The 17,404-nt window shown below is 56.5% G+C and carries 17 protein-coding genes and 2 tRNA genes; 13 read left to right on the forward strand and 6 right to left on the reverse strand.

The window, feature by feature from the left end:
* Position 1 precedes the first annotated feature (1 nt).
* Positions 2-589: a TetR/AcrR family transcriptional regulator gene (locus tag ACR0B3_RS10105; protein WP_480808944.1), complete on the reverse strand. Its 588-nt coding sequence runs from the start codon at positions 587-589 to the stop codon at positions 2-4.
* 100 nt (positions 590-689) lie between these two features.
* Between ACR0B3_RS10105 and ACR0B3_RS10110 the strand changes: the two genes are divergently transcribed.
* The 7 genes from ACR0B3_RS10110 to ACR0B3_RS10140 all read left to right on the forward strand — a co-directional run bounded on the left by ACR0B3_RS10110 (position 690) and on the right by ACR0B3_RS10140 (position 6,527).
* Positions 690-938 carry a hypothetical protein gene (locus ACR0B3_RS10110; RefSeq protein ID WP_480808945.1) on the forward strand — a complete coding sequence of 83 codons (249 nt, stop codon included), beginning with the start codon at positions 690-692 and terminating at the stop codon, positions 936-938.
* A 128-nt stretch (positions 939-1,066) separates the two neighbouring features.
* On the forward strand, positions 1,067-2,353 hold the full coding sequence (locus ACR0B3_RS10115; protein ID WP_480808946.1) for a homoserine dehydrogenase: 1,287 nt from the start codon (positions 1,067-1,069) through the stop codon (positions 2,351-2,353).
* A gap of 71 nt (positions 2,354-2,424) precedes the next feature.
* Positions 2,425-3,408, forward strand: coding sequence for a class II fructose-bisphosphatase (gene glpX / locus ACR0B3_RS10120; protein ID WP_480808947.1), 984 nt, complete (start codon positions 2,425-2,427; stop codon positions 3,406-3,408).
* A 91-nt stretch (positions 3,409-3,499) separates the two neighbouring features.
* Positions 3,500-5,242, forward strand: a complete 1,743-nt coding sequence (recJ, locus tag ACR0B3_RS10125) for a single-stranded-DNA-specific exonuclease RecJ (protein WP_480808948.1) — start codon at positions 3,500-3,502, stop codon at positions 5,240-5,242.
* 109 nt (positions 5,243-5,351) lie between these two features.
* Positions 5,352-5,426, forward strand: a tRNA-Glu gene (locus ACR0B3_RS10130).
* Positions 5,427-5,447: 21 nt separating this feature from the next.
* Positions 5,448-5,522, forward strand: a tRNA-Glu gene (locus ACR0B3_RS10135).
* 207 nt (positions 5,523-5,729) lie between these two features.
* Positions 5,730-6,527, forward strand: a complete 798-nt coding sequence (locus tag ACR0B3_RS10140; protein WP_480808949.1) for an inositol monophosphatase family protein — start codon at positions 5,730-5,732, stop codon at positions 6,525-6,527.
* A 4-nt stretch (positions 6,528-6,531) separates the two neighbouring features.
* On the opposite strand, the gene ACR0B3_RS10145 is transcribed toward ACR0B3_RS10140, so the two are convergent.
* The 5 genes from ACR0B3_RS10145 to ACR0B3_RS10165 are packed head-to-tail and all read right to left on the reverse strand — an operon-like array spanning position 6,532 to position 11,934.
* Positions 6,532-7,098, reverse strand: a complete 567-nt coding sequence (locus ACR0B3_RS10145; RefSeq protein ID WP_480808950.1) for a histidine phosphatase family protein — start codon at positions 7,096-7,098, stop codon at positions 6,532-6,534.
* Positions 7,099-8,160 (reverse strand): ABC transporter ATP-binding protein, encoded by a 1,062-nt coding sequence (locus tag ACR0B3_RS10150; RefSeq protein ID WP_480808951.1) that lies wholly within the window; start codon positions 8,158-8,160, stop codon positions 7,099-7,101.
* Positions 8,161-8,171: 11 nt separating this feature from the next.
* The gene (locus tag ACR0B3_RS10155; RefSeq protein WP_480808952.1) at positions 8,172-10,385 is read right to left on the reverse strand and encodes an ABC transporter permease; all 2,214 of its coding nucleotides are present in this window, start codon (positions 10,383-10,385) and stop codon (positions 8,172-8,174) included.
* The gene (locus ACR0B3_RS10160; RefSeq protein WP_480808953.1) at positions 10,386-11,411 is read right to left on the reverse strand and encodes an ABC transporter substrate-binding protein; all 1,026 of its coding nucleotides are present in this window, start codon (positions 11,409-11,411) and stop codon (positions 10,386-10,388) included. It lies immediately after the preceding gene.
* Between the two features lie 58 nt (positions 11,412-11,469).
* Positions 11,470-11,934 carry an NUDIX hydrolase gene (locus tag ACR0B3_RS10165; RefSeq protein WP_480808954.1) on the reverse strand — a complete coding sequence of 155 codons (465 nt, stop codon included), beginning with the start codon at positions 11,932-11,934 and terminating at the stop codon, positions 11,470-11,472.
* Between the two features lie 226 nt (positions 11,935-12,160).
* Here ACR0B3_RS10165 and ACR0B3_RS10170 point away from each other — a divergent pair, with 226 nt between their 5' ends.
* The 6 genes from ACR0B3_RS10170 to ACR0B3_RS10195 are packed head-to-tail and all read left to right on the forward strand — an operon-like array spanning position 12,161 to position 17,386.
* Positions 12,161-13,015 (forward strand): DeoR/GlpR family DNA-binding transcription regulator, encoded by an 855-nt coding sequence (locus ACR0B3_RS10170; RefSeq protein WP_480808955.1) that lies wholly within the window; start codon positions 12,161-12,163, stop codon positions 13,013-13,015.
* 13 nt (positions 13,016-13,028) lie between these two features.
* Positions 13,029-14,003, forward strand: coding sequence for a phosphate/phosphite/phosphonate ABC transporter substrate-binding protein (phnD, locus tag ACR0B3_RS10175; protein WP_170686282.1), 975 nt, complete (start codon positions 13,029-13,031; stop codon positions 14,001-14,003).
* Between the two features lie 59 nt (positions 14,004-14,062).
* Positions 14,063-14,857, forward strand: coding sequence for a phosphonate ABC transporter ATP-binding protein (gene phnC, locus ACR0B3_RS10180; RefSeq protein ID WP_480808956.1), 795 nt, complete (start codon positions 14,063-14,065; stop codon positions 14,855-14,857).
* Complete coding sequence (gene phnE, locus ACR0B3_RS10185; RefSeq protein ID WP_170686284.1) at positions 14,854-15,669, forward strand: phosphonate ABC transporter, permease protein PhnE; 816 nt, start codon at positions 14,854-14,856, stop codon at positions 15,667-15,669. Before phnC ends, phnE (ACR0B3_RS10185) begins: the two co-directional genes overlap by 4 nt.
* Positions 15,669-16,484, forward strand: a complete 816-nt coding sequence (gene phnE / locus ACR0B3_RS10190; protein ID WP_170686285.1) for a phosphonate ABC transporter, permease protein PhnE — start codon at positions 15,669-15,671, stop codon at positions 16,482-16,484. Before phnE (ACR0B3_RS10185) ends, phnE (ACR0B3_RS10190) begins: the two co-directional genes overlap by 1 nt.
* A complete protein-coding gene (locus ACR0B3_RS10195) occupies positions 16,448-17,386 on the forward strand; it encodes an HAD-IIA family hydrolase (protein WP_480808957.1) in 939 nt (312 codons plus the stop codon). The genes phnE (ACR0B3_RS10190) and ACR0B3_RS10195 overlap by 37 nt, the downstream gene beginning before the upstream one ends.
* The last annotated feature ends 18 nt before the right edge of the window (positions 17,387-17,404 follow it).

Genomic DNA, 17,404 nt, shown 5'->3' on the forward strand with positions numbered 1-17,404 from the left:
GTCAGGCGGTGACCGCCTTGCGCACCATGTCCCAATAAACTTGTTCAACCTCGTCAAGCGACAAGCGCCCGCCACTGCGATACCAGGTGATCACGCCGTTGAGCATGGCAATCACCGCCAGGGTGGCGATCTTGGTATCGGTCACCGAGAACTGGCCGGATTGCTGACCTTCGCACAGAATACGCTCAAGCGAATCTTCATAGCGACGGCGCAGGGCCTCGATTTCGGTAAAGTTTTCGGGGTTCAAGTTGCGCAGTTCCATATAGGCGATGAACACCTCATCTGGGCGCTGTAGGTGAAAACGAATGTGAAACCCAACAAATTGGCGCAAGGCATCTTGCGGGTCGTCAAATCGGTCAAGGTCGTCGTAGGCCATCATCAGATCCTGCATATGCTCTCGCATTAGGCGGAACAGCAGGCTTTGCTTGTCTGGTGTGTAATTATAGAGCGCCCCTGCCTGAACGCCCACCTCGCCCGCAATCTGCCGCATCGACACGGCGGCATAGCCGTGACGGGCAAATAGCCTGAGTGCCGCTTCGCGAATGCGAGGGCCGGTAATGTCGGAATGAGAACCTTGTGTACGCGCCATATCGCCACTCTATCTGAACGACCGTTCAGATAGAACCCCGCTTGAACCAATCCAGCAAAACGTGCATCACGTGGGAAACGCTCGAAATCAAAGGTCAGCGATGAAGCTTTTGCCACCGATATTCCTTATGCTTGCTGCAGCAGGTTGCGCGAATATCCCTGAGTTGGAAGGCAGCGAGACCGCCGCCCTGCGCAAAGCGCCCTATCCCAAACTCATCGCACTGGATCCGGCACTTGGTGCCCCCGCAAACCCGATCAGCGAAGCCGAAGAGGTTGAGGAAGATCTGACCACACGCAGCGAAGCGTTGGCGAAAAAGGCAGAAGCGCTGCGAAATGCCGAGATTGAATAAGAATTCGATCACGCCATTCCCTCAGACAGCTTAGACGGATTGCACCCCTGCCCTGAACCCGCTAAGGCAGCCCGCAAAGGACGTTTCGCCATCGCGGGCGGTATTTCGAGCAGAAAGGACCCAAGGGAATGACACAGGCGCTGAGGCTGGGAATTGCCGGATTGGGAACCGTAGGCGTGGGCGTGGTCAAAATCGTACGCCGTCACGCGGATCTTCTGCAAGCACGCACCGGACGGCCGATTGAAATCACTGCTGTCTCGGCCCGTGATGCGAACAAGGATCGTGGCGTGAACCTGTCTGATTACGCCTGGGAGACCGATCCGGTATCTCTCGCCAAACGCGGTGACGTGGATGTGTTCGTTGAGCTGATGGGCGGCGAAAACGGACCAGCGAAAGCTTCCGTAGAAGCCGCTTTGGCAAGCGGCAAGGATGTTGTCACAGCCAACAAGGCGCTGCTGGCAATCCATGGTCAAGAACTGGCAGAAAAGGCCGAAGCCGCGGGTCGCGTCATTCGGTTCGAGGCTGCTGTAGCAGGTGGTATCCCGGTTATCAAATCTTTGACCGAAGGGTTGGCAGGTAACGAAATCACCCGCGTCATGGGCGTGATGAATGGGACCTGCAACTACATTCTGACCCGGATGCAATCGCAAGAATTGGGCTATAATGCTCTGTTCGAGGAATGCGCACAGCTTGGTTATCTTGAGGCTGATCCCAATCTGGACGTTGGAGGCATCGACGCGGCGCATAAACTGGCGCTGCTGTCTTCGATTGCCTTCGGCACCAAGCCGAACTTCGATGGTATCGAGATTGAAGGCATTCAACAGATCAGCCTAGATGACATCCATCAGGCTCATGACATGGGGTATCGCATCAAACTGTTGGGCGTTGCACAACGCACTCCGCGGGGTCTGGAACAGCGGATGCAGCCCTGTCTGGTACCCAGTGACTCGCCGCTGGGTCAGTTGGAAGGCGGCACCAACATGGTTGTGCTGGATGGCGACGCGGTTGAACAGATTGTGCTGCGTGGTCCGGGCGCGGGCGAAGGTCCGACCGCGAGCGCCGTAATGGGTGATGTCTGCGATCTTGCGCGCGGTCTGCAGATATCGACATTTGGCCGCCCCGCCTCATCTCTGCAAGAGGCGGCCCCTGCCGTAACCGGGCTGCCTGCACCCTACTATCTGCGGCTCGGCTTGCTGGACAAGCCCGGCGCGCTGGCCAAAGTGGCGGCCATTCTGGGCGACGCCGGAGTGTCCATCGATCGGATGCGCCAATACGGACATACAGAGAGCACGGCGCCTGTATTGATAGTGACCCACAAAACCACTCGGACCACGCTGGACCATGCCCTGGACGGCCTGCGCGCCACTGATGTTGTGGCCGGAGAACCCGTCGCATTGCGCATCGAACAGGTCTGACCCCTTGCGGCCTGCACCGCACGCAGGCTATGCCGAGTATAACGCCTTAGCTGTCTAAAGGATTTTCGAAGATGAACGCTGCCAAGATCGATTTCAACGACCGCCTACTCTCTCTGGGGTTGGCAAGGGTGGCGGAACAGGCCGCGCTGGCCTCTGCCTCTCTGGTTGGTCGCGGAGACGAAAAAGCCGCTGATCAGGCTGCTGTGAACGCCATGCGCGAGCAGCTGAACCTGCTGGATATCGAAGGTGTTGTCGTGATCGGTGAAGGCGAGCGCGATGAGGCGCCGATGCTGTATATTGGCGAAGAGGTTGGCACCGGAAATGGCCCCGGTGTGGATATCGCGCTGGACCCGCTTGAGGGCACCACCTTGACCGCTAAGGACATGCCCAACGCCTTGACCGTGATCGCAATGGGGCCGCGCGGATCGATGCTGCACGCACCGGACGTCTATATGGACAAGCTGGCCGTAGGACCTGGCTACCCCGAAGGCGTCGTCAATCTGGAGATGAGCCCGCGCGAGCGCGTTGAGGCCTTGGCCAAAGCAAAAGGGTGTGAGCCTGCCGATATCACCGTCTGTATTCTGGAGCGCCCACGCCACGAAGCAATGATCGCCGAGGTCCGCGACACTGGCGCCTCGATCCGACTGATCACAGATGGTGACGTCGCTGGCGTCATGCATTGCGCCGAAAGCGAAGTGACCGGCATCGATATGTATATGGGTCAAGGTGGCGCCCCCGAAGGTGTTCTGGCTGCTGCGGCACTGAAATGCATGGGTGGTCAGATCTTTGGCCGCCTGCTGTTCCGCAACGATGACGAACGCGGCCGTGCGGCCAAGGCGGGCATCACCGATCTGGACCGAGTCTATGCCCGCGATGAGATGGTGACGGCCGATGTTATCTTTGCCGCCACTGGTGTGACTGGCGGCTCTTTGCTGCCGCGCATCAAGCGGGAACCGGGCTGGGTTGAAACAACAACGCTACTAATGCGTTCGAAAACCGGCTCGGTCCGTCGCATGTCTTATCGCACGCCGATGTGGTCGCATACGGACACATAGCGGCTTGCGCCGCTGCCTTCGGCGAGAGTATTTGTGAAAAGATGAAGAGGCCGGGTCCGAAGGGGCCCGGCCTTGGTACATGAGGTGAGATGTGGCGTTTCTGGGCGTAGAGCAATCATTGACCGGTCGACGTTGGATTGGACCGGGTATCGAGGTCGAGCGGTCGGCCGAGATGATGGCGCAGCAGACCGATCTGCCACGGGCGCTGTGCCAGGTTCTGGCACGGCGCGGTGTACCGGTGATGGAGGCCTCAGGATTTCTTGAGCCCAAGCTCAAAGAACTGCTGCCCGACCCACGCTCGATGAAGGATATGGAGGTGGCGGCGACCCGGTTTTTGGAAGCTGTCCGCAACCGCCAAAAGATCGCTGTATTTGCCGACTACGACGTCGATGGAGGCAGCTCGGCGGCGCTGTTGCTAGTGTGGCTCCACCAAATGGGGCTTACCGCGACTCTCTATGTGCCCGACCGGATCGATGAGGGTTATGGGCCGAATGTCCCGGCCATGCAGGAGTTGGCTGCCAGCCATGACCTGATTATCTGCGTGGATTGCGGGACCCTCAGCCACGAGCCAATCGCGGCTGCAAAGGGTGCGGATGTCATCGTGCTTGACCACCACTTGGGTGGAGAGACCCTGCCCGATTGCGTCGCCGTGGTAAACCCGAACCGGCAGGATGAAAGCGGCGATCTGGGCTATTTCTGCGCTGCTGCTGTGGTGTTTCTGATGCTGATCGAGGCGGGTCGTCAATTGCGCGCGGCTGGCGCCAAAGGGCCGGATTTGATGGCGATGTTGGATCTGGTGGCGCTGGCCACGGTGGCCGATGTCGCACCGCTGATTGAGGCCAACCGGGCCTTGGTGCGGCAAGGGCTGAAGGTGATGGCCCAGAGGCAACGGCCAGGGTTGGTCGCGTTGTCGGACGTGGCGCGTATGGATACAGCGCCCAACAGCTATCATCTCGGGTTTCTGTTGGGCCCGCGCGTGAATGCGGGTGGGCGCATCGGTCAGGCCGATTTGGGTGCTCGGTTGCTGAGCACGGACTCGGTCACCGAAGCGCAGGCCTTGTCCGAACGGCTGGATGCCCTGAACTCTGAACGGCGTGAGATTGAGAACACTGTGCGTGCGGCAGCGCTGGCGCAAGCTGAAGAACGAGGGTTGGACGCGCCGCTGGTCTGGGCCGCCGGTGAAGGCTGGCACCCCGGCGTTGTCGGCATCGTCGCATCGCGGTTGAAAGAGACCGCAAACCGCCCCGCTATCGTGATCGGATTCGATGGGGACGAAGGCAAAGGCTCGGGCCGGTCTGTCACAGGCGTCGATCTGGGCGCGTCGATCCAGCGCCTTGCGTCCGAAGGGCTGCTGATCAAAGGCGGCGGCCATAAGATGGCAGCCGGTCTGACAGTGACGCGCGATCAGTTGGAACCCGCAATGGCGCGCCTGTCAGAGATGTTGGCCAAACAGGGCGCAGGACAGAGCGGGCCTGCTGACCTAAAGCTGGACGGGGCACTGATGCCGGGCGCCGCGACGGTCGATCTGATTGAACAGATTGAAAAGGCAGGCCCTTTCGGCGCTGCGGCCCCTGCCCCGCGCTATGCTTTGCCCGATCTGCAGGTACGCTTTGCCAAACGCGTGGGCGAGACACATTTGAAGCTGTCGCTGTCGGATGGCATGTCCAGCGGTCTGGACGCCATCGCCTTTGGGGCCTTTGACGGGCCACTTGGCGACCGGCTGTCCAATCACGGCGGCGCGCGGTTTCATTTCGCAGGTCGGCTTGAGGTCAATTCCTGGGGCGGACGGCAAAGCGTACAACTCAGATTGGAAGACGCGGCAGAAGCGGTCTGACACCTGTTTCAAACCGCCCCGAATACGGTCAAAAAAGTTTCGCAAGCTTGCGTTTTTCGGCTTGCGGGGGGGAAAGGTAAACCGTAAAAGGCCCTCCACAAGCCAGCGTGGCCCGTTCGTCTATCGGTTAGGACGCCAGGTTTTCAACCTGGAAAGAGGGGTTCGATTCCCCTACGGGCTACCATTTTGCTTGTCTGGTCTAGTTGGCCCGTTCGTCTATCGGTTAGGACGCCAGGTTTTCAACCTGGAAAGAGGGGTTCGATTCCCCTACGGGCTACCATTTCTCATGAAAGCCAAAGCGTCACGGGGCAACTGCCGATTTGAGATTTCACGGCGCGCCGATCCTATTCGCGATGTTGGAACGTCGCGCTTAAGTAAAGCAATTAAATAAGCCTTGCATCGCCCTTCGCCCGATGTCTCAGGTATAGCGTTTGCGTTTTCCGTGCCAAATCTACAAAGTTTCAATAACCGAGATTTGGAAATTGGAATGCCAATGATTGATTTCATCTCGCGCAAGGATTTCGCGGTCGCAATCTGCAAGGAAGCCGGTGTAACCGCCGCCGGGTATTTTGCGGACCGGAGTAGCTTGGAGGTCAACCAGAAGGGCGCCCAGGATTGGGTCAGCGAGGCTGACAGGAATGTGGAAACATTCATCCGTAAAAAGATCGCCGAGGCTTGGCCTGATGACGGAATAGTTGGCGAAGAATACGGTACGACCAGCGGTAAAAGCGGGTTCATCTGGGTGATTGATCCCATTGATGGCACTACGAATTTTGTCAACGGAATACCGGCTTGGACCATTGTTCTTGCAGGTGTCGCGCAGGGTAAAACTGAAATTGGGGTAATCCATGATCCGAACGTTGACGAGACCTACGTGGCGACGCGGAATCGTGGGGCAACTTTGAATGGCACTCCGATGCGCGTTGCTTCGGGTATTGCACTGAATCAGGGAACGGTCGCAGTGGGATATTCGAACCGGATTGAACCCAGCCACGTCGTGCCAATTGTCTCGGATCTGATCGAAAACGGAGCCATGTTTCATAGAAACGCTAGCGGCGCGCTATCGTTGGCCTATGTCGCGGCAGGTCGGTTACTGGGCTATGTCGAAGAACATATGAATGCCTGGGATTGCCTGGCCGGGCAATTAATGATCGCAGAAGCAGGTGGCAGGGTCGAAGATCAGGATGCCGACGCGATGATCCGTGATGGCGGTCGGGTTATTGTTGGAACACCGGATGTATTTGATACACTTCGCGAATTCGCAGAAAACGCCTGGAAGAACTGAGCAGCTAGCCGATTGAACACCACCCGGAAAGCGGTTTCAAAGTGTTCAGATCAGCCCGCCAGTAGTGACCTTGCGACGGTTGATCAAATCGCCGGTCAATCGGGCGCCCTGAACAGGCGCACCAAAGCAACGTACCGACCGCACCGTGCGTAACGATGGCAAGATCGCCTCCTTCATGCGCGTCAATGATCGAGGTAATCACTTGTTTTATGCGCCGTTGAGCCGCGACCGCAGTTTCCCACCCTCGAAAGCTGGTATTGGGGTGCGCAAAGAAAGCATCAGCTGCTGCCTCAAACTTGTCCCGTAAAAGGAAGCCCGTTGAACTTCGGTCATTTTCTCCCAATGCAGCGTCCTGTCTGATCGGCAAGTTACGGGGCGCAGCAATAATATCCGCTGTATCTCGGGCTTTTTGTTCGGTGCTAGTCCAGATATGGGTGACGCTTGCGAGCACCTCATCCGATGCAAAGGCGGCAGCGCGATGGCGACCGGTCTCGCTCAACTCCCAGTCTGTCACAGGCAGGTTTGGGTCAATGATGACTTCAGGATGGGTGATGACAAGAAGCTTTGGCATTCATTCAGGCAACAGGACAGGCCCTTTCCGGGCAAACCCCATCCGTACTTCAGCACCCGGTTCAAGTGGTGCATCGACATCGTCATGTACAGCAAAGACCTGACCAAATTCACCGGTCAGAGTATATTCCATGCGGACGCCAACATAGGTTGCCTTAGCGACGGTCGCAGCAACCCCTTCCTCTGCCCCGATCACAAGGCGCGAAGGCCGAATGGCAACTGTTGCAGATCCCAGGGGCAGTCCACGGGACAGCAAGGAATGGCGGTAGCCTTCGATCTCGATTGTGGCCATATCGCCATCGACTGCGATGATCTGGCAGGCAAGCAAGTTCGCTTCTCCGATGAAGTCAGCTACAAAGCGATCATTCGGGGCGTCGTATAACTGGCGGGGCGTGCCAATCTGGGCAATCGCGGCATTCCGCATCACGACGATTTCGTCGGACACCGCCAAGGCCTCTTCCTGATCATGTGTCACATAGACGACCGTCAGGCCAAGGTCCTGTTGGATGGCCCTGATGTCCTCGCGCACCTGGCGGCGCAGTTTCGCGTCGAGATTAGACAGAGGTTCGTCAAATAGCAGCACCTGTGGCTCTAACACCAAAGCCCGCGCAACTGCGACGCGCTGCTGCTGTCCGCCAGACAACTCGGATGGCAAACGGCTATCAAAACCTTTCAGGCCAACCAACTCCAAACCGTCCAGAGCGCGGCTGCGGGCCTCGTCTTTGGCAAAGCCCGAGAACGTGAGGCCATACATAACATTCTCAAGCACACTCATATGGGGAAACAGAGCGTATGACTGGAACACCATCGACACGTCCCGGTCCGTTGCGGGCAGTTTGGTCACGTCGCGATCCCCGATGGTGATCTTGCCCGAGGTAGCCATTTCGAGCCCCGCGATCATCCTCAGGGTCGTTGTTTTGCCACAGCCTGAAGGGCCCAGCAGCGTGACCAGCTTTCCAGCTTCGACATGCAGGTTGATGTTGTCGACAGCAACGACATCCTTGCCGAACATCTTCGTCACAGACTCGAACCGAACCGGCGCGGCTTTGGACTGCAGGCTCATGTCAAACTCTCCTAAACATTGGTCCGCGACTGCGTCATTCGCCGCCCGATCTTGGTCCGACCCACGATCAGCTGCATCAAGGCAACTACAGACAGCATCACAAAGATCAGCGTGGTAGAATAGGCAATGGCGAGACCATAGTCGTTATTCTCGACCCGCCCGATGATATAGCTGGTTGCCATGTCATATTCCGCGCTGACCAGAAAAATCACTGCCGAAATCGCCGTCATGGCCCGCACGAAACTGTAAACAAGCGCCGCCAGAATTGCCGGGCGCAACAGCGGCAGGATGATCCGGCGGAAAGTCTGCCAGGAATTTGCACCAAGGGTCAGCGAGGACTCGTCCAGACTGCGATCCAATTGCGACATGCTGGCAATGCCTGCCCGGACACCCACTGGCATGTTGCGGAAGATGAAGCTGACAACAAGGATGACTCCAGTGCCCGTGATCTCGATCGGTGGTACGTTGAAGGCCAGAATGTAGCTGACGCCAATCACGGTGCCGGGGATGGCAAAGGACAGCATGGTGCCGAACTCAAAAGCGTCTTTGCCTGCGAAACTCTGCCGGGTTAGTAGATAGGCCGTCACGAGCCCAACTGCAGCCGTAAGCGGCGCGGCGATTGCGGCGATTGTTATGGTGGTCCAGAAACTGTCCCATGCGGCCCCTGTCCAGCGAATTCCTTCCGCCTCGAACCGAACCGAGAAGGCAGTGACGTAGTGTTTGAACGTGAGGGAATTATTGACCCCCCACAGCTCGACCACGCTGCCATATACGATCATAGCATAAACGACGATGGTAAATACGGCCCAGCCAAGGGCGACCGTCAGAACCGGGATGGAAAGGCCGGTTGGCATCAATGGATGTACGCCTGCGTCGCCCTTGCCGGTGACAGTGGTGTAACTCTTTTTCCCAAGCCAAGCACGCTGCGCGTAGAAGGCTGAAAGTGTGAAGAACAACAGCACCATAGCCAGAACCGCAGCGCGACCTTGATCGTATTGCGCGCCCACGATTGCAAAGAAAATCTCGGTCGACAGCACATCGAAATTGCCGCCCAGCACAAGCGGGTTGCCGAAATCGGCCATGCTTTCGATGAAACCCAGAAGGAAAGCATTGGCAAGGCCCGGACGCATCAACGGCAAGGATACGGTTTTAAACGTCTGCCATCTGTTCGCCCGCAACGTCTGGGCCGCTTCTTCCATGGATGGCGAGACGCCTTCGACCACTCCGATCAGAACCAGAAATGCGATAGGCGTAAAGGCTAGCGTCTGTGCAATCAGAACACCCGGCATTCCGTATAGCCACCGCGTGGGCTGCGTGCCGAACAGCTCGGCAAAGAACTGCGTGACCGAGCCCGAAAGGCCAAACAGCAGGATCAACGCAAGTCCGATGACAAAGGGCGGTGTAATGATCGGCAGAACCGTCAGTGCGCGGAGCGCGCGTTTGTAGCGAAAGCCTGATCGGGTCACGACCAGTGCAAAGCACAATCCCAGCGCTGTGGTGATGAAACCGACCAAAATGGCGAGGAATAGTGAGTTCCAGGCCGCCCCGCATCGCGCACCCCAGAAACATCCCAGCCCCCAAAGCCGGTCGTCAAAGAACTTCGAGAAGAAAACCGCGATGGAGTACGCGCCCTCTTCCGTCACAAAGGCGGCGAACAGCATCTTGGCGATGGGAAAGAATACAAACGCGGTAACGATGGTGATTACACCACCGATGGCGCTGACCACGAAAACGTCTCCGTTTATCGCCCCGCGCGCGGCGATGCCTTGCGTCAGCAGAAACAGAAAACTCGACGCACAGATCATCGCGCCATAGCCCATGCCGAATTGCCGATCCCCGAGTTCTCCGAACGCGGACTCCAGCCAATCGAAGTTGTAACCTCGGATACCGATGCTAAAGCCTTGTGCGATCAGCCAGCCGAAGCCCAGCGCCCCTGACAGGATCAGAATACGCGCATAGAGCGGATCTGATTTGGCGCGCCTTAGTACCGAAAGCGGCAACAGTAGAGCGATAAGAAGCGGAGCAAGCCACAGTTTTTCGCCCTGCCCGATCAGAAAGGCAGCAGGCGCATAGTCTTCGTCGAGCGGGTAGCCGTCCAGAAGCCACTCGAACGACCACAGGCCGCCGTCAACCATGTACCAGGGCAGCAGGCAGAATCCGACCCACCCGGCGATGACCCAGAAGATCAGAACCGGATGGGTCGTTTTTGTCGTGTCGTCAGTCATTTACTGCGGCAGTACCGAAACCTCTTCGTCCCATTTCTGTAATAGGCGCTTCCGCTCATCCGACGAGCCGTATTTCTTGAAGTCATAGTCGATCAACTTGATCTGACTCATATCAGGAGCACTTTCAGACGTCTCAGCACCTGTGTTGGATGGCACCTGAAACGCGTTGACCTGAAGTGCAAGGTTCTGTGCTTCAGGTGACAAGGCCCAGTCATAGAACTTTTTGGCCTCTTCCTCGTTACGTGCGCCTTCAATGATCGACATCGAGCCAATTTCGTACCCGGTTCCCTCGCACGGCGCGACGACCTTGATAGGGAAACCTGACACGGCCTGCTTTACCGCGTCATGCATAAAGACAATCCCGATGGTATTTTCGCCGCGCCCTGCAGCCTTGATCGGGGCCGAGCCCGACTTGGTGTATTGGTTGATGTTGGAATGCAGGCCTTTCATGAAGTCGAAACCTTCATCCTCGCCAAAAATCTGCACCATTGAGGCAAGTGTCGTGTAGGCCGTACCTGACGAATTTGGGTTCGCCATCTGAACGTGGCCCTTGTACTCGGGCTTCAGAAGGTCCTTCCAGCACGCTGGTTCGGGCAGGTTGTTCGCGGCGACAAGATCGGAATTGTAGCCGTAACCAAGCGCACCAGAATAGATGCCGATGGTCTTGTTACCAGCGCTTTCCGCCTGAGAAATCGCCCAGTCATGAAGCTGATCGCGCATTGGCGAGACGTATTCCATCGTCAAGCCTTCTTCTGCGGCCTGCAGGTGAGGATCCCCGGTGCCACCCCACCAGACGTCACCTTTCGGGTTGGAGCTTTCTGCGCGTATCTGTGCAAATGTTTCACCCGAGGATTTACGTGTCATATTGACGTCAATGCCTGTCGCATCCTCGAAGCTGCGCGCCATAAGCTGGCACCAATCCTCCTGCGCCGAGCAATATAAGGTCAATTTATCCGCGTGCGCCGCTGACACCGATGCAGCGAGTGCTATGAGCGATCCCAACGCTGTGGATGTAATATTTTTCATTTTTCTCCTCCCTTTAGATTCAATGTATCCGGGTTTCCCGGTTCTATTTTGCGCTTCCTCATGCAGCCTTTCGCAGCTTTCTAATGGCCGCCACGGTCTTCTGATCTTCTGACAAGCCCTTTAGCAAACGCGCCAGCTCTTCCTCTTCGACAAGCTTCGCGGCCTTGGCGGGTGAGAACCAGTGACGCTTGCGCTCGTCGCGTTCTTTCCAATGCCGCTTGAGCTTTTCTACGATCAGCGGGTACAGCGTCACGCGGCATGGAACGCTGTTCTTTCCTTCATACCGCTTGTCATAGTGAAAACGTCCGATCGGATCATGGGAAATGAAACCGACTGCGCCGGCCTCTTCCAGTGCTTCGATTTCGGCCGCATGCCACGGCTTTTTTCCATCCATCATCCAACCTTTGGGTATGACCCAGCGACCGCGATCACGTGAGGTAACCATCAGAACACACAGCTTGTTTGACTTGTCCCAACGTATGGGAAGCGCGCCAATCTGATCTGTGAAAGCGACTTTACTCATGCACGTCCTCGGCGCCCCAAACGCGTGCGAACGGCCAAAGCGATGCCCGGATCACACCGGTTCGTTTGTCTGGCATTGCGATAACATTGGCACACATTGAGTTCTGCACCTCGAAATTGAACATGTCACTTAAAGTCTCACAATGAATCGTGGCCTTTGCAACAGATTTTGTTGCAAAACGCCCGAAACCCCACAAAGCTGAGCGAAAGCCGAGTCGGATTGCCACATGTCCAAAACAGATACACGCGGTCAGAATTCCAACAGCGGGCAGAGTCGAATTAAGAAATCCGACCGCCGCCGCGAGATATTGTTAGAGCTGAAGCTTCGTCCGCATGTCCGGATCAGCGAATTGGCGCAGCGCTTCAATGTTTCGGCTGAAACGGTGCGCAGGGACTTTGATGCGCTGTCGGATGATGGCCTGATTTCTAGGGCCCATGGTGGAGCTTCGGCTCCGATACAGGGACGTTACCCAAGTTTGGACGAACGCACGCATTCGCGCCTTGAAGAGCGTGAAAAGATTGGAAAATGCGCCGCCGACCTGATTCAGGAAGGCGAAACCTTGATGATCGATTCCGGATCAACCACGATTGAGATGGCGCGTATGCTCGCCTATCGCGGCACCCATTGTACGGTAATTACAAACTCGATCCCGGTGGCCATGACATTGGGCCACGCGCCGGTCGAAGTCATACTGTGTCCAGGCGAATATATGGCGGCAGAGTCTGCCACGATCGGTACGGAAACATTGGATTTCATGGCACGATACAGCGTCGATCGCTGCGTGATCGGTGCGTCGGGTATTTCGGAAGAAGGACCATCAGAAACTGTACGCGGATTTGCGGCCGTTAAACGAATGATGCTGGGGCGCGCCACAACACGGCATCTTGTGATCGGGTCCGAGAAATTCGGCCGCAAAGGACTTAATCAAATAAGCGCGCTTGATGGGTTGGATTCGATTTTGACAGATACCGAACCAACAGGCGACCTGTTGCGCGCGATCAGTAGTGCCGGAGTGAAGATCGACGTCGCCAAGCAATCCTTACAAAGAATTACGAACCGTGGACAGGTTAGCCACGCATGACTGGGAGGAAGAAATGAATTTGGATATCAAACTACTAATCGGGGCTTCGGCCATCGCGCTTTTGTCACTCTCTGGAACGGCATCAGCGCAGGATTGCCCGCGCGGTGATCTGGATGAGCGGTTTTGTGATGCAGATGGCGATCTGATCGCGGACATCCCCACCGATCCTTCTGAACAGATTGATCCTGACACGTTGATCTTCGCTTATACCCCGGTTGAAGACCCTGCCGTTTATAAGACGGCCTGGTCTGATTTCCTGGATCACCTGAAGGCGGAAACCGGCAAGGACGTTGTCTTCTTTCCGGTTCAGAACAACGCAGCCCAGATCGAGGCCATGCGTTCGGGGCGGTTGCACATCGCGGGTTTCAATACTGGTTCCAACCCGCTGGCCGTAAACTGTGCCGGTTTCCGGCCGTTCACGATCATGGCCTCAAAGGATGGCAATTTCGGGTATGAGATGGAGATCATCACCTATCCCGGCTCTGGCATCGAAAAGGTCGAGGATATCAAGGGCAAGCAACTGGCCTTCACCTCTCCGACGTCGAACTCTGGCTTCAAGGCGCCTTCTGCCATTCTGAAAAGCGACTTTGATCTGCTTCCAGAGCGCGATTTTGAACCAGTTTACTCTGGCAAGCACGACAACTCGATCCTTGGTGTCGCCAACAAGGACTATCTAGCGGCTTCAATTGCGAACTCGGTCAAATCCCGGATGATCTCGCGCGATGTGATCAACGAAGACGACGTGATTACGATATACAAATCGCAGACCTTCCCAACCACGGGCTTTGGCACCGTGTACAATCTGACACCAGAGCTGCAGGAGAAAATTCGCAATGCGTTCTTCAGTTTCGATTGGGAAGGAACTACGCTTGAGGCTGAATTCTCAAAATCGAATGAGGGTCAGTTCCTTGAGATGACCTACCAGGAATTCTGGGACGTCATCCGCAAGATTGACGCAGCAAACGGTGTTTCTTACGCCTGCCAGTAATCGATCCCTTATCCAACGGGCCCTGAGGGGCCCGTTACCACCCGAACCAGGGGCATTAAATGCTGCGGCTTCAAAAGCTTACAAAAACTTATAAAACTGGCGATCAGGCCCTGAAGGCAATCGATCTTGAGGTTCCCAAAGGTCAGGTTCTGGCGCTGATCGGCCCGTCCGGCGCGGGCAAATCCACTATGATACGGTGTATCAATCGTTTGGTTGAACCGACCAGCGGCGAAGTTCTTCTGGGCGATGTGGACTTGGTCAAACTCGGCTCGGGCGCGCTGCGGAAAGCACGTCGTGAAATGGGGATGATCTTTCAGGAATACGCACTGGTCGAACGGCTGACGGTTATGGAAAACGTGCTGTCCGGGCGATTGGGCTATGTCGGGTTCTGGCGCAGCTTTCTGCGGCGCTATCCGCAATCCGATGTGGACGAAGCATTCCGCCTGCTGGATCGCGTCGGGCTGTTGCACATGGCCGACAAACGCGCGGACGAGTTGTCAGGTGGCCAACGTCAACGCGTCGGTATCTGCCGCGCCTTGATCCAGAATCCCAAGCTTTTGTTGGTGGACGAGCCGACCGCCTCGCTGGACCCGAAGACTAGCCGTCAGATCATGCGGTTGATCACAGAACTCTGCCAAGAACGCGGACTGGCCGCGATTATTAACATTCATGACGTGGCGCTTGCGCAGATGTTCGTACCACGTGTCGTTGGCCTGCGCTTCGGCGAGATCGTATTTGACGGCCTGCCCTCGGGTCTAACACCCGACAAGCTGACCGAGATTTACGGCGAAGAAGATTGGGAAGCGACCATCGAGAAAGTCGATGAAGACGAAGAGATCGAGGCCGCAGAATGAGCCATCCCGAACTTGACGACCTGCTGGGCAAAGGCTGGCGCAAACCTGCCTTTGTCAAGAACCCAGTGCTCCGCTGGACATTGATCTTTGGGTTCGTCGCCTACTTGGTCGCAGCTTTCATGACAATCACAGTCGATTGGGGCCGGGTCTATGAAGGGCTGGACCGTGGCTGGGCCTTTGTCCTTGCCTTCACCAGCCCTGATTTCACATCGCGCTGGAGCGATATCTGGAGCGGTCTTTTGGAAAGCATCGTGATGACGGTCGCCGCCTCTGTCGTGGGCATTCTGATATCTATCCCTATCGGTCTTGGGGCTGCACGCAACATTGCACCGCTTCCCGTGTATGTCATCTGCCGGGGCATCGTCGCCATCAGCCGCGCCTTGCAAGAGATTATCGTCGCCATTCTATTGGTGGCCATCTTCGGCTTTGGGCCTTTGGCTGGTTTCTTGACGCTCTCCTTTGCGACCATCGGCTTCCTCTCCAAGCTTTTGGCGGAAGACATCGAAGCCATGGACAAAGTGCAGGCCGAGGCGATCAAAGCCTCGGGCGCGCGTTGGATGCAATGGATCAACTATGGTGTGCAGCCGCAGGTCATGCCCCGACTGGTCGGGCTGTCAATGTACAGGATCGACATCAACTTTCGCGAAAGTGCAATTCTTGGACTTGTTGGAGCTGGAGGCATTGGGGCGACGTTGAATACGGCGTTTGACCGCTATGAGTACGATACCGCAGCAGCCATTCTGATCCTGATCATCGGGATTGTTATGGCGCTTGAATACCTCTCGGGCATTATCCGCGCGAGGGTTCAGTAATGCCGGTCATCGAAACAGATAATGCTCCGATCTGGCGCAAACGGACGACTGGTCAAAGTCTGGTGCGCTGGTTCTGCTGGCTTTTAGGAGTCGCGGTCTTTGTCTATTGCTGGCAAATCATTTCAGCCTCGACCACATGGTTCTTTGTCTGGGATGCGCCCCGCATAGCGAACGATATCTGGACCCGGGCAACACCGCCGAAATGGGATTACATCACCCAACTAGGACGCCCGATCTGGGATACGCTAAACATCGCCACATTGGGGACGATCATCGCGCTCATTCTTGCGGTTCCGGTTGCTTTTCTGGCGGCGCGCAATACGACACCATCTGCTTTGCTGGTTCGTCCGATCGCTTTGTTGATTATCGTTTCGACCCGGTCGATCAACTCGTTGATCTGGGCCCTTCTTTTGATCGCAATCATCGGCCCCGGAGTGTTCGCGGGCGTCATTGCCATCGCGATCCGTTCAATCGGATTTTGCGCCAAGCTTCTGTATGAAGCCATCGAGGAAATCGATCACACTCAGGTCGAAGCAATCACCGCCACGGGCGCATCACGCTGGCAGGTCATGGCCTACGGTATCGTGCCACAAATCTTGCCTGCCTTTGCGGGCATCGCGGTCTTCCGCTGGGATATCAACATTCGCGAGTCCACGGTACTGGGACTTGTGGGCGCAGGCGGCATCGGGCTGCAACTATCAGCCTCGCTGAACGTTCTGGCCTGGCCGCAGGTCAGCCTGATCCTGATCGTCATTCTGATTGCTGTCATGATCAGCGAATGGGTCTCTGCCAAAGTGCGAGGGGCAATCATTTGACCGGCTTCTCGGCCCAAGAGGCGTTCGAGGCTTACGAGGCCGTTCGTCATCGGCTTCCGGTCGCAGACGCGGACGCTCAACCCTATCGTTTTGCGGAAACGCTTGAGCAAATTGCTGAAGGCTTTGATGTCTTCCTTCTAGATGCCTTTGGTGTTCTCAATATCGGTGAAACAGCAATCCCCGGCACGGCTGATCGTATCAAGGCCTTGAAAGCCATGGGCAAGCGGGTCCTCGTTGTCTCGAACGCCGCGGGCAAGTCGCATGACGCGCTTGTCGAGAAATACAGTCGGCTAGGTTACGATTTCGAGCCCGAAGACGTTATTACAAGCCGCGCAACGCTTTTGGCGGGTCTGAATAGTAAACCTGAAATGCATTGGGGATTGATGGCTGCACCCAGCGCAGGTCTTCGCGATTTCGAAGACTTGAAACTAACCTATCTAGAAGAGGATTCCGCGCCCTACGCTAACGTAGATGGGTTTTTAATGATTGGTTCTTCAACGTGGACCGGGCCGCGTCAGGCCCTTCTGGAAGCCGCCCTGCAAAAGCGCCCGCGACCTGTGTTTGTTGGAAACCCTGACATTGTTGCACCTCGTGAGCACGGGTTTTCGACTGAACCTGGGCAATTCGCCCATCGCCTTGCTGATCGAACCGGAATAGTTCCTCAGTTCTTTGGGAAACCATTCGGAAACATCTTTGACCTCGCCTTTGCGCGCCTTGGTCATGTCGACAAATCTCGGGTTCTTATGGTCGGCGACAGCCTGCACACTGACATCCTGGGCGCGCAGGCTGCTGGGATCGCGTCTGCGCTGATTTCAGGCTATGGTTTTTTCGCAGGTCAAGACGTCGAAACGGCGATCGCTCGCGCAAAGATCATACCGGACTTTGTGGTAAATCGACCATGAATTTTGGAACGCTCAAAC

This window comes from Ruegeria sp. CE9 (genome assembly GCF_056537425.1).

Bases quoted from the DNA above. Each gene is read 5' to 3' on its own strand.
- phnC (WP_480808956.1), top strand. From the start codon at position 14,063: ATGCTGCGGCTTCAAAAGCTTACAAAAACTTATAAAACTGGCGATCAG.
- ACR0B3_RS10150 (WP_480808951.1), bottom strand. From the start codon at position 8,160: ATGAGCCTGCAGTCCAAAGCCGCGCCGGTTCGGTTCGAGTCTGTGACG.
- phnE (WP_170686285.1), top strand. From the start codon at position 15,669: ATGCCGGTCATCGAAACAGATAATGCTCCGATCTGGCGCAAACGGACG.
- ACR0B3_RS10195 (WP_480808957.1), top strand. From the start codon at position 16,448: ATGGGTCTCTGCCAAAGTGCGAGGGGCAATCATTTGACCGGCTTCTCG.
- glpX (WP_480808947.1), top strand. From the start codon at position 2,425: ATGAACGCTGCCAAGATCGATTTCAACGACCGCCTACTCTCTCTGGGG.
- ACR0B3_RS10165 (WP_480808954.1), bottom strand. From the start codon at position 11,934: ATGAGTAAAGTCGCTTTCACAGATCAGATTGGCGCGCTTCCCATACGT.
- ACR0B3_RS10145 (WP_480808950.1), bottom strand. From the start codon at position 7,098: ATGCCAAAGCTTCTTGTCATCACCCATCCTGAAGTCATCATTGACCCA.
- ACR0B3_RS10155 (WP_480808952.1), bottom strand. From the start codon at position 10,385: ATGACTGACGACACGACAAAAACGACCCATCCGGTTCTGATCTTCTGG.
- ACR0B3_RS10115 (WP_480808946.1), top strand. From the start codon at position 1,067: ATGACACAGGCGCTGAGGCTGGGAATTGCCGGATTGGGAACCGTAGGC.
- phnD (WP_170686282.1), top strand. From the start codon at position 13,029: ATGAATTTGGATATCAAACTACTAATCGGGGCTTCGGCCATCGCGCTT.
- ACR0B3_RS10160 (WP_480808953.1), bottom strand. From the start codon at position 11,411: ATGAAAAATATTACATCCACAGCGTTGGGATCGCTCATAGCACTCGCT.
- phnE (WP_170686284.1), top strand. From the start codon at position 14,854: ATGAGCCATCCCGAACTTGACGACCTGCTGGGCAAAGGCTGGCGCAAA.
- ACR0B3_RS10105 (WP_480808944.1), bottom strand. From the start codon at position 589: ATGGCGCGTACACAAGGTTCTCATTCCGACATTACCGGCCCTCGCATT.
- ACR0B3_RS10110 (WP_480808945.1), top strand. From the start codon at position 690: ATGAAGCTTTTGCCACCGATATTCCTTATGCTTGCTGCAGCAGGTTGC.
- ACR0B3_RS10170 (WP_480808955.1), top strand. From the start codon at position 12,161: ATGTCCAAAACAGATACACGCGGTCAGAATTCCAACAGCGGGCAGAGT.
- ACR0B3_RS10140 (WP_480808949.1), top strand. From the start codon at position 5,730: ATGCCAATGATTGATTTCATCTCGCGCAAGGATTTCGCGGTCGCAATC.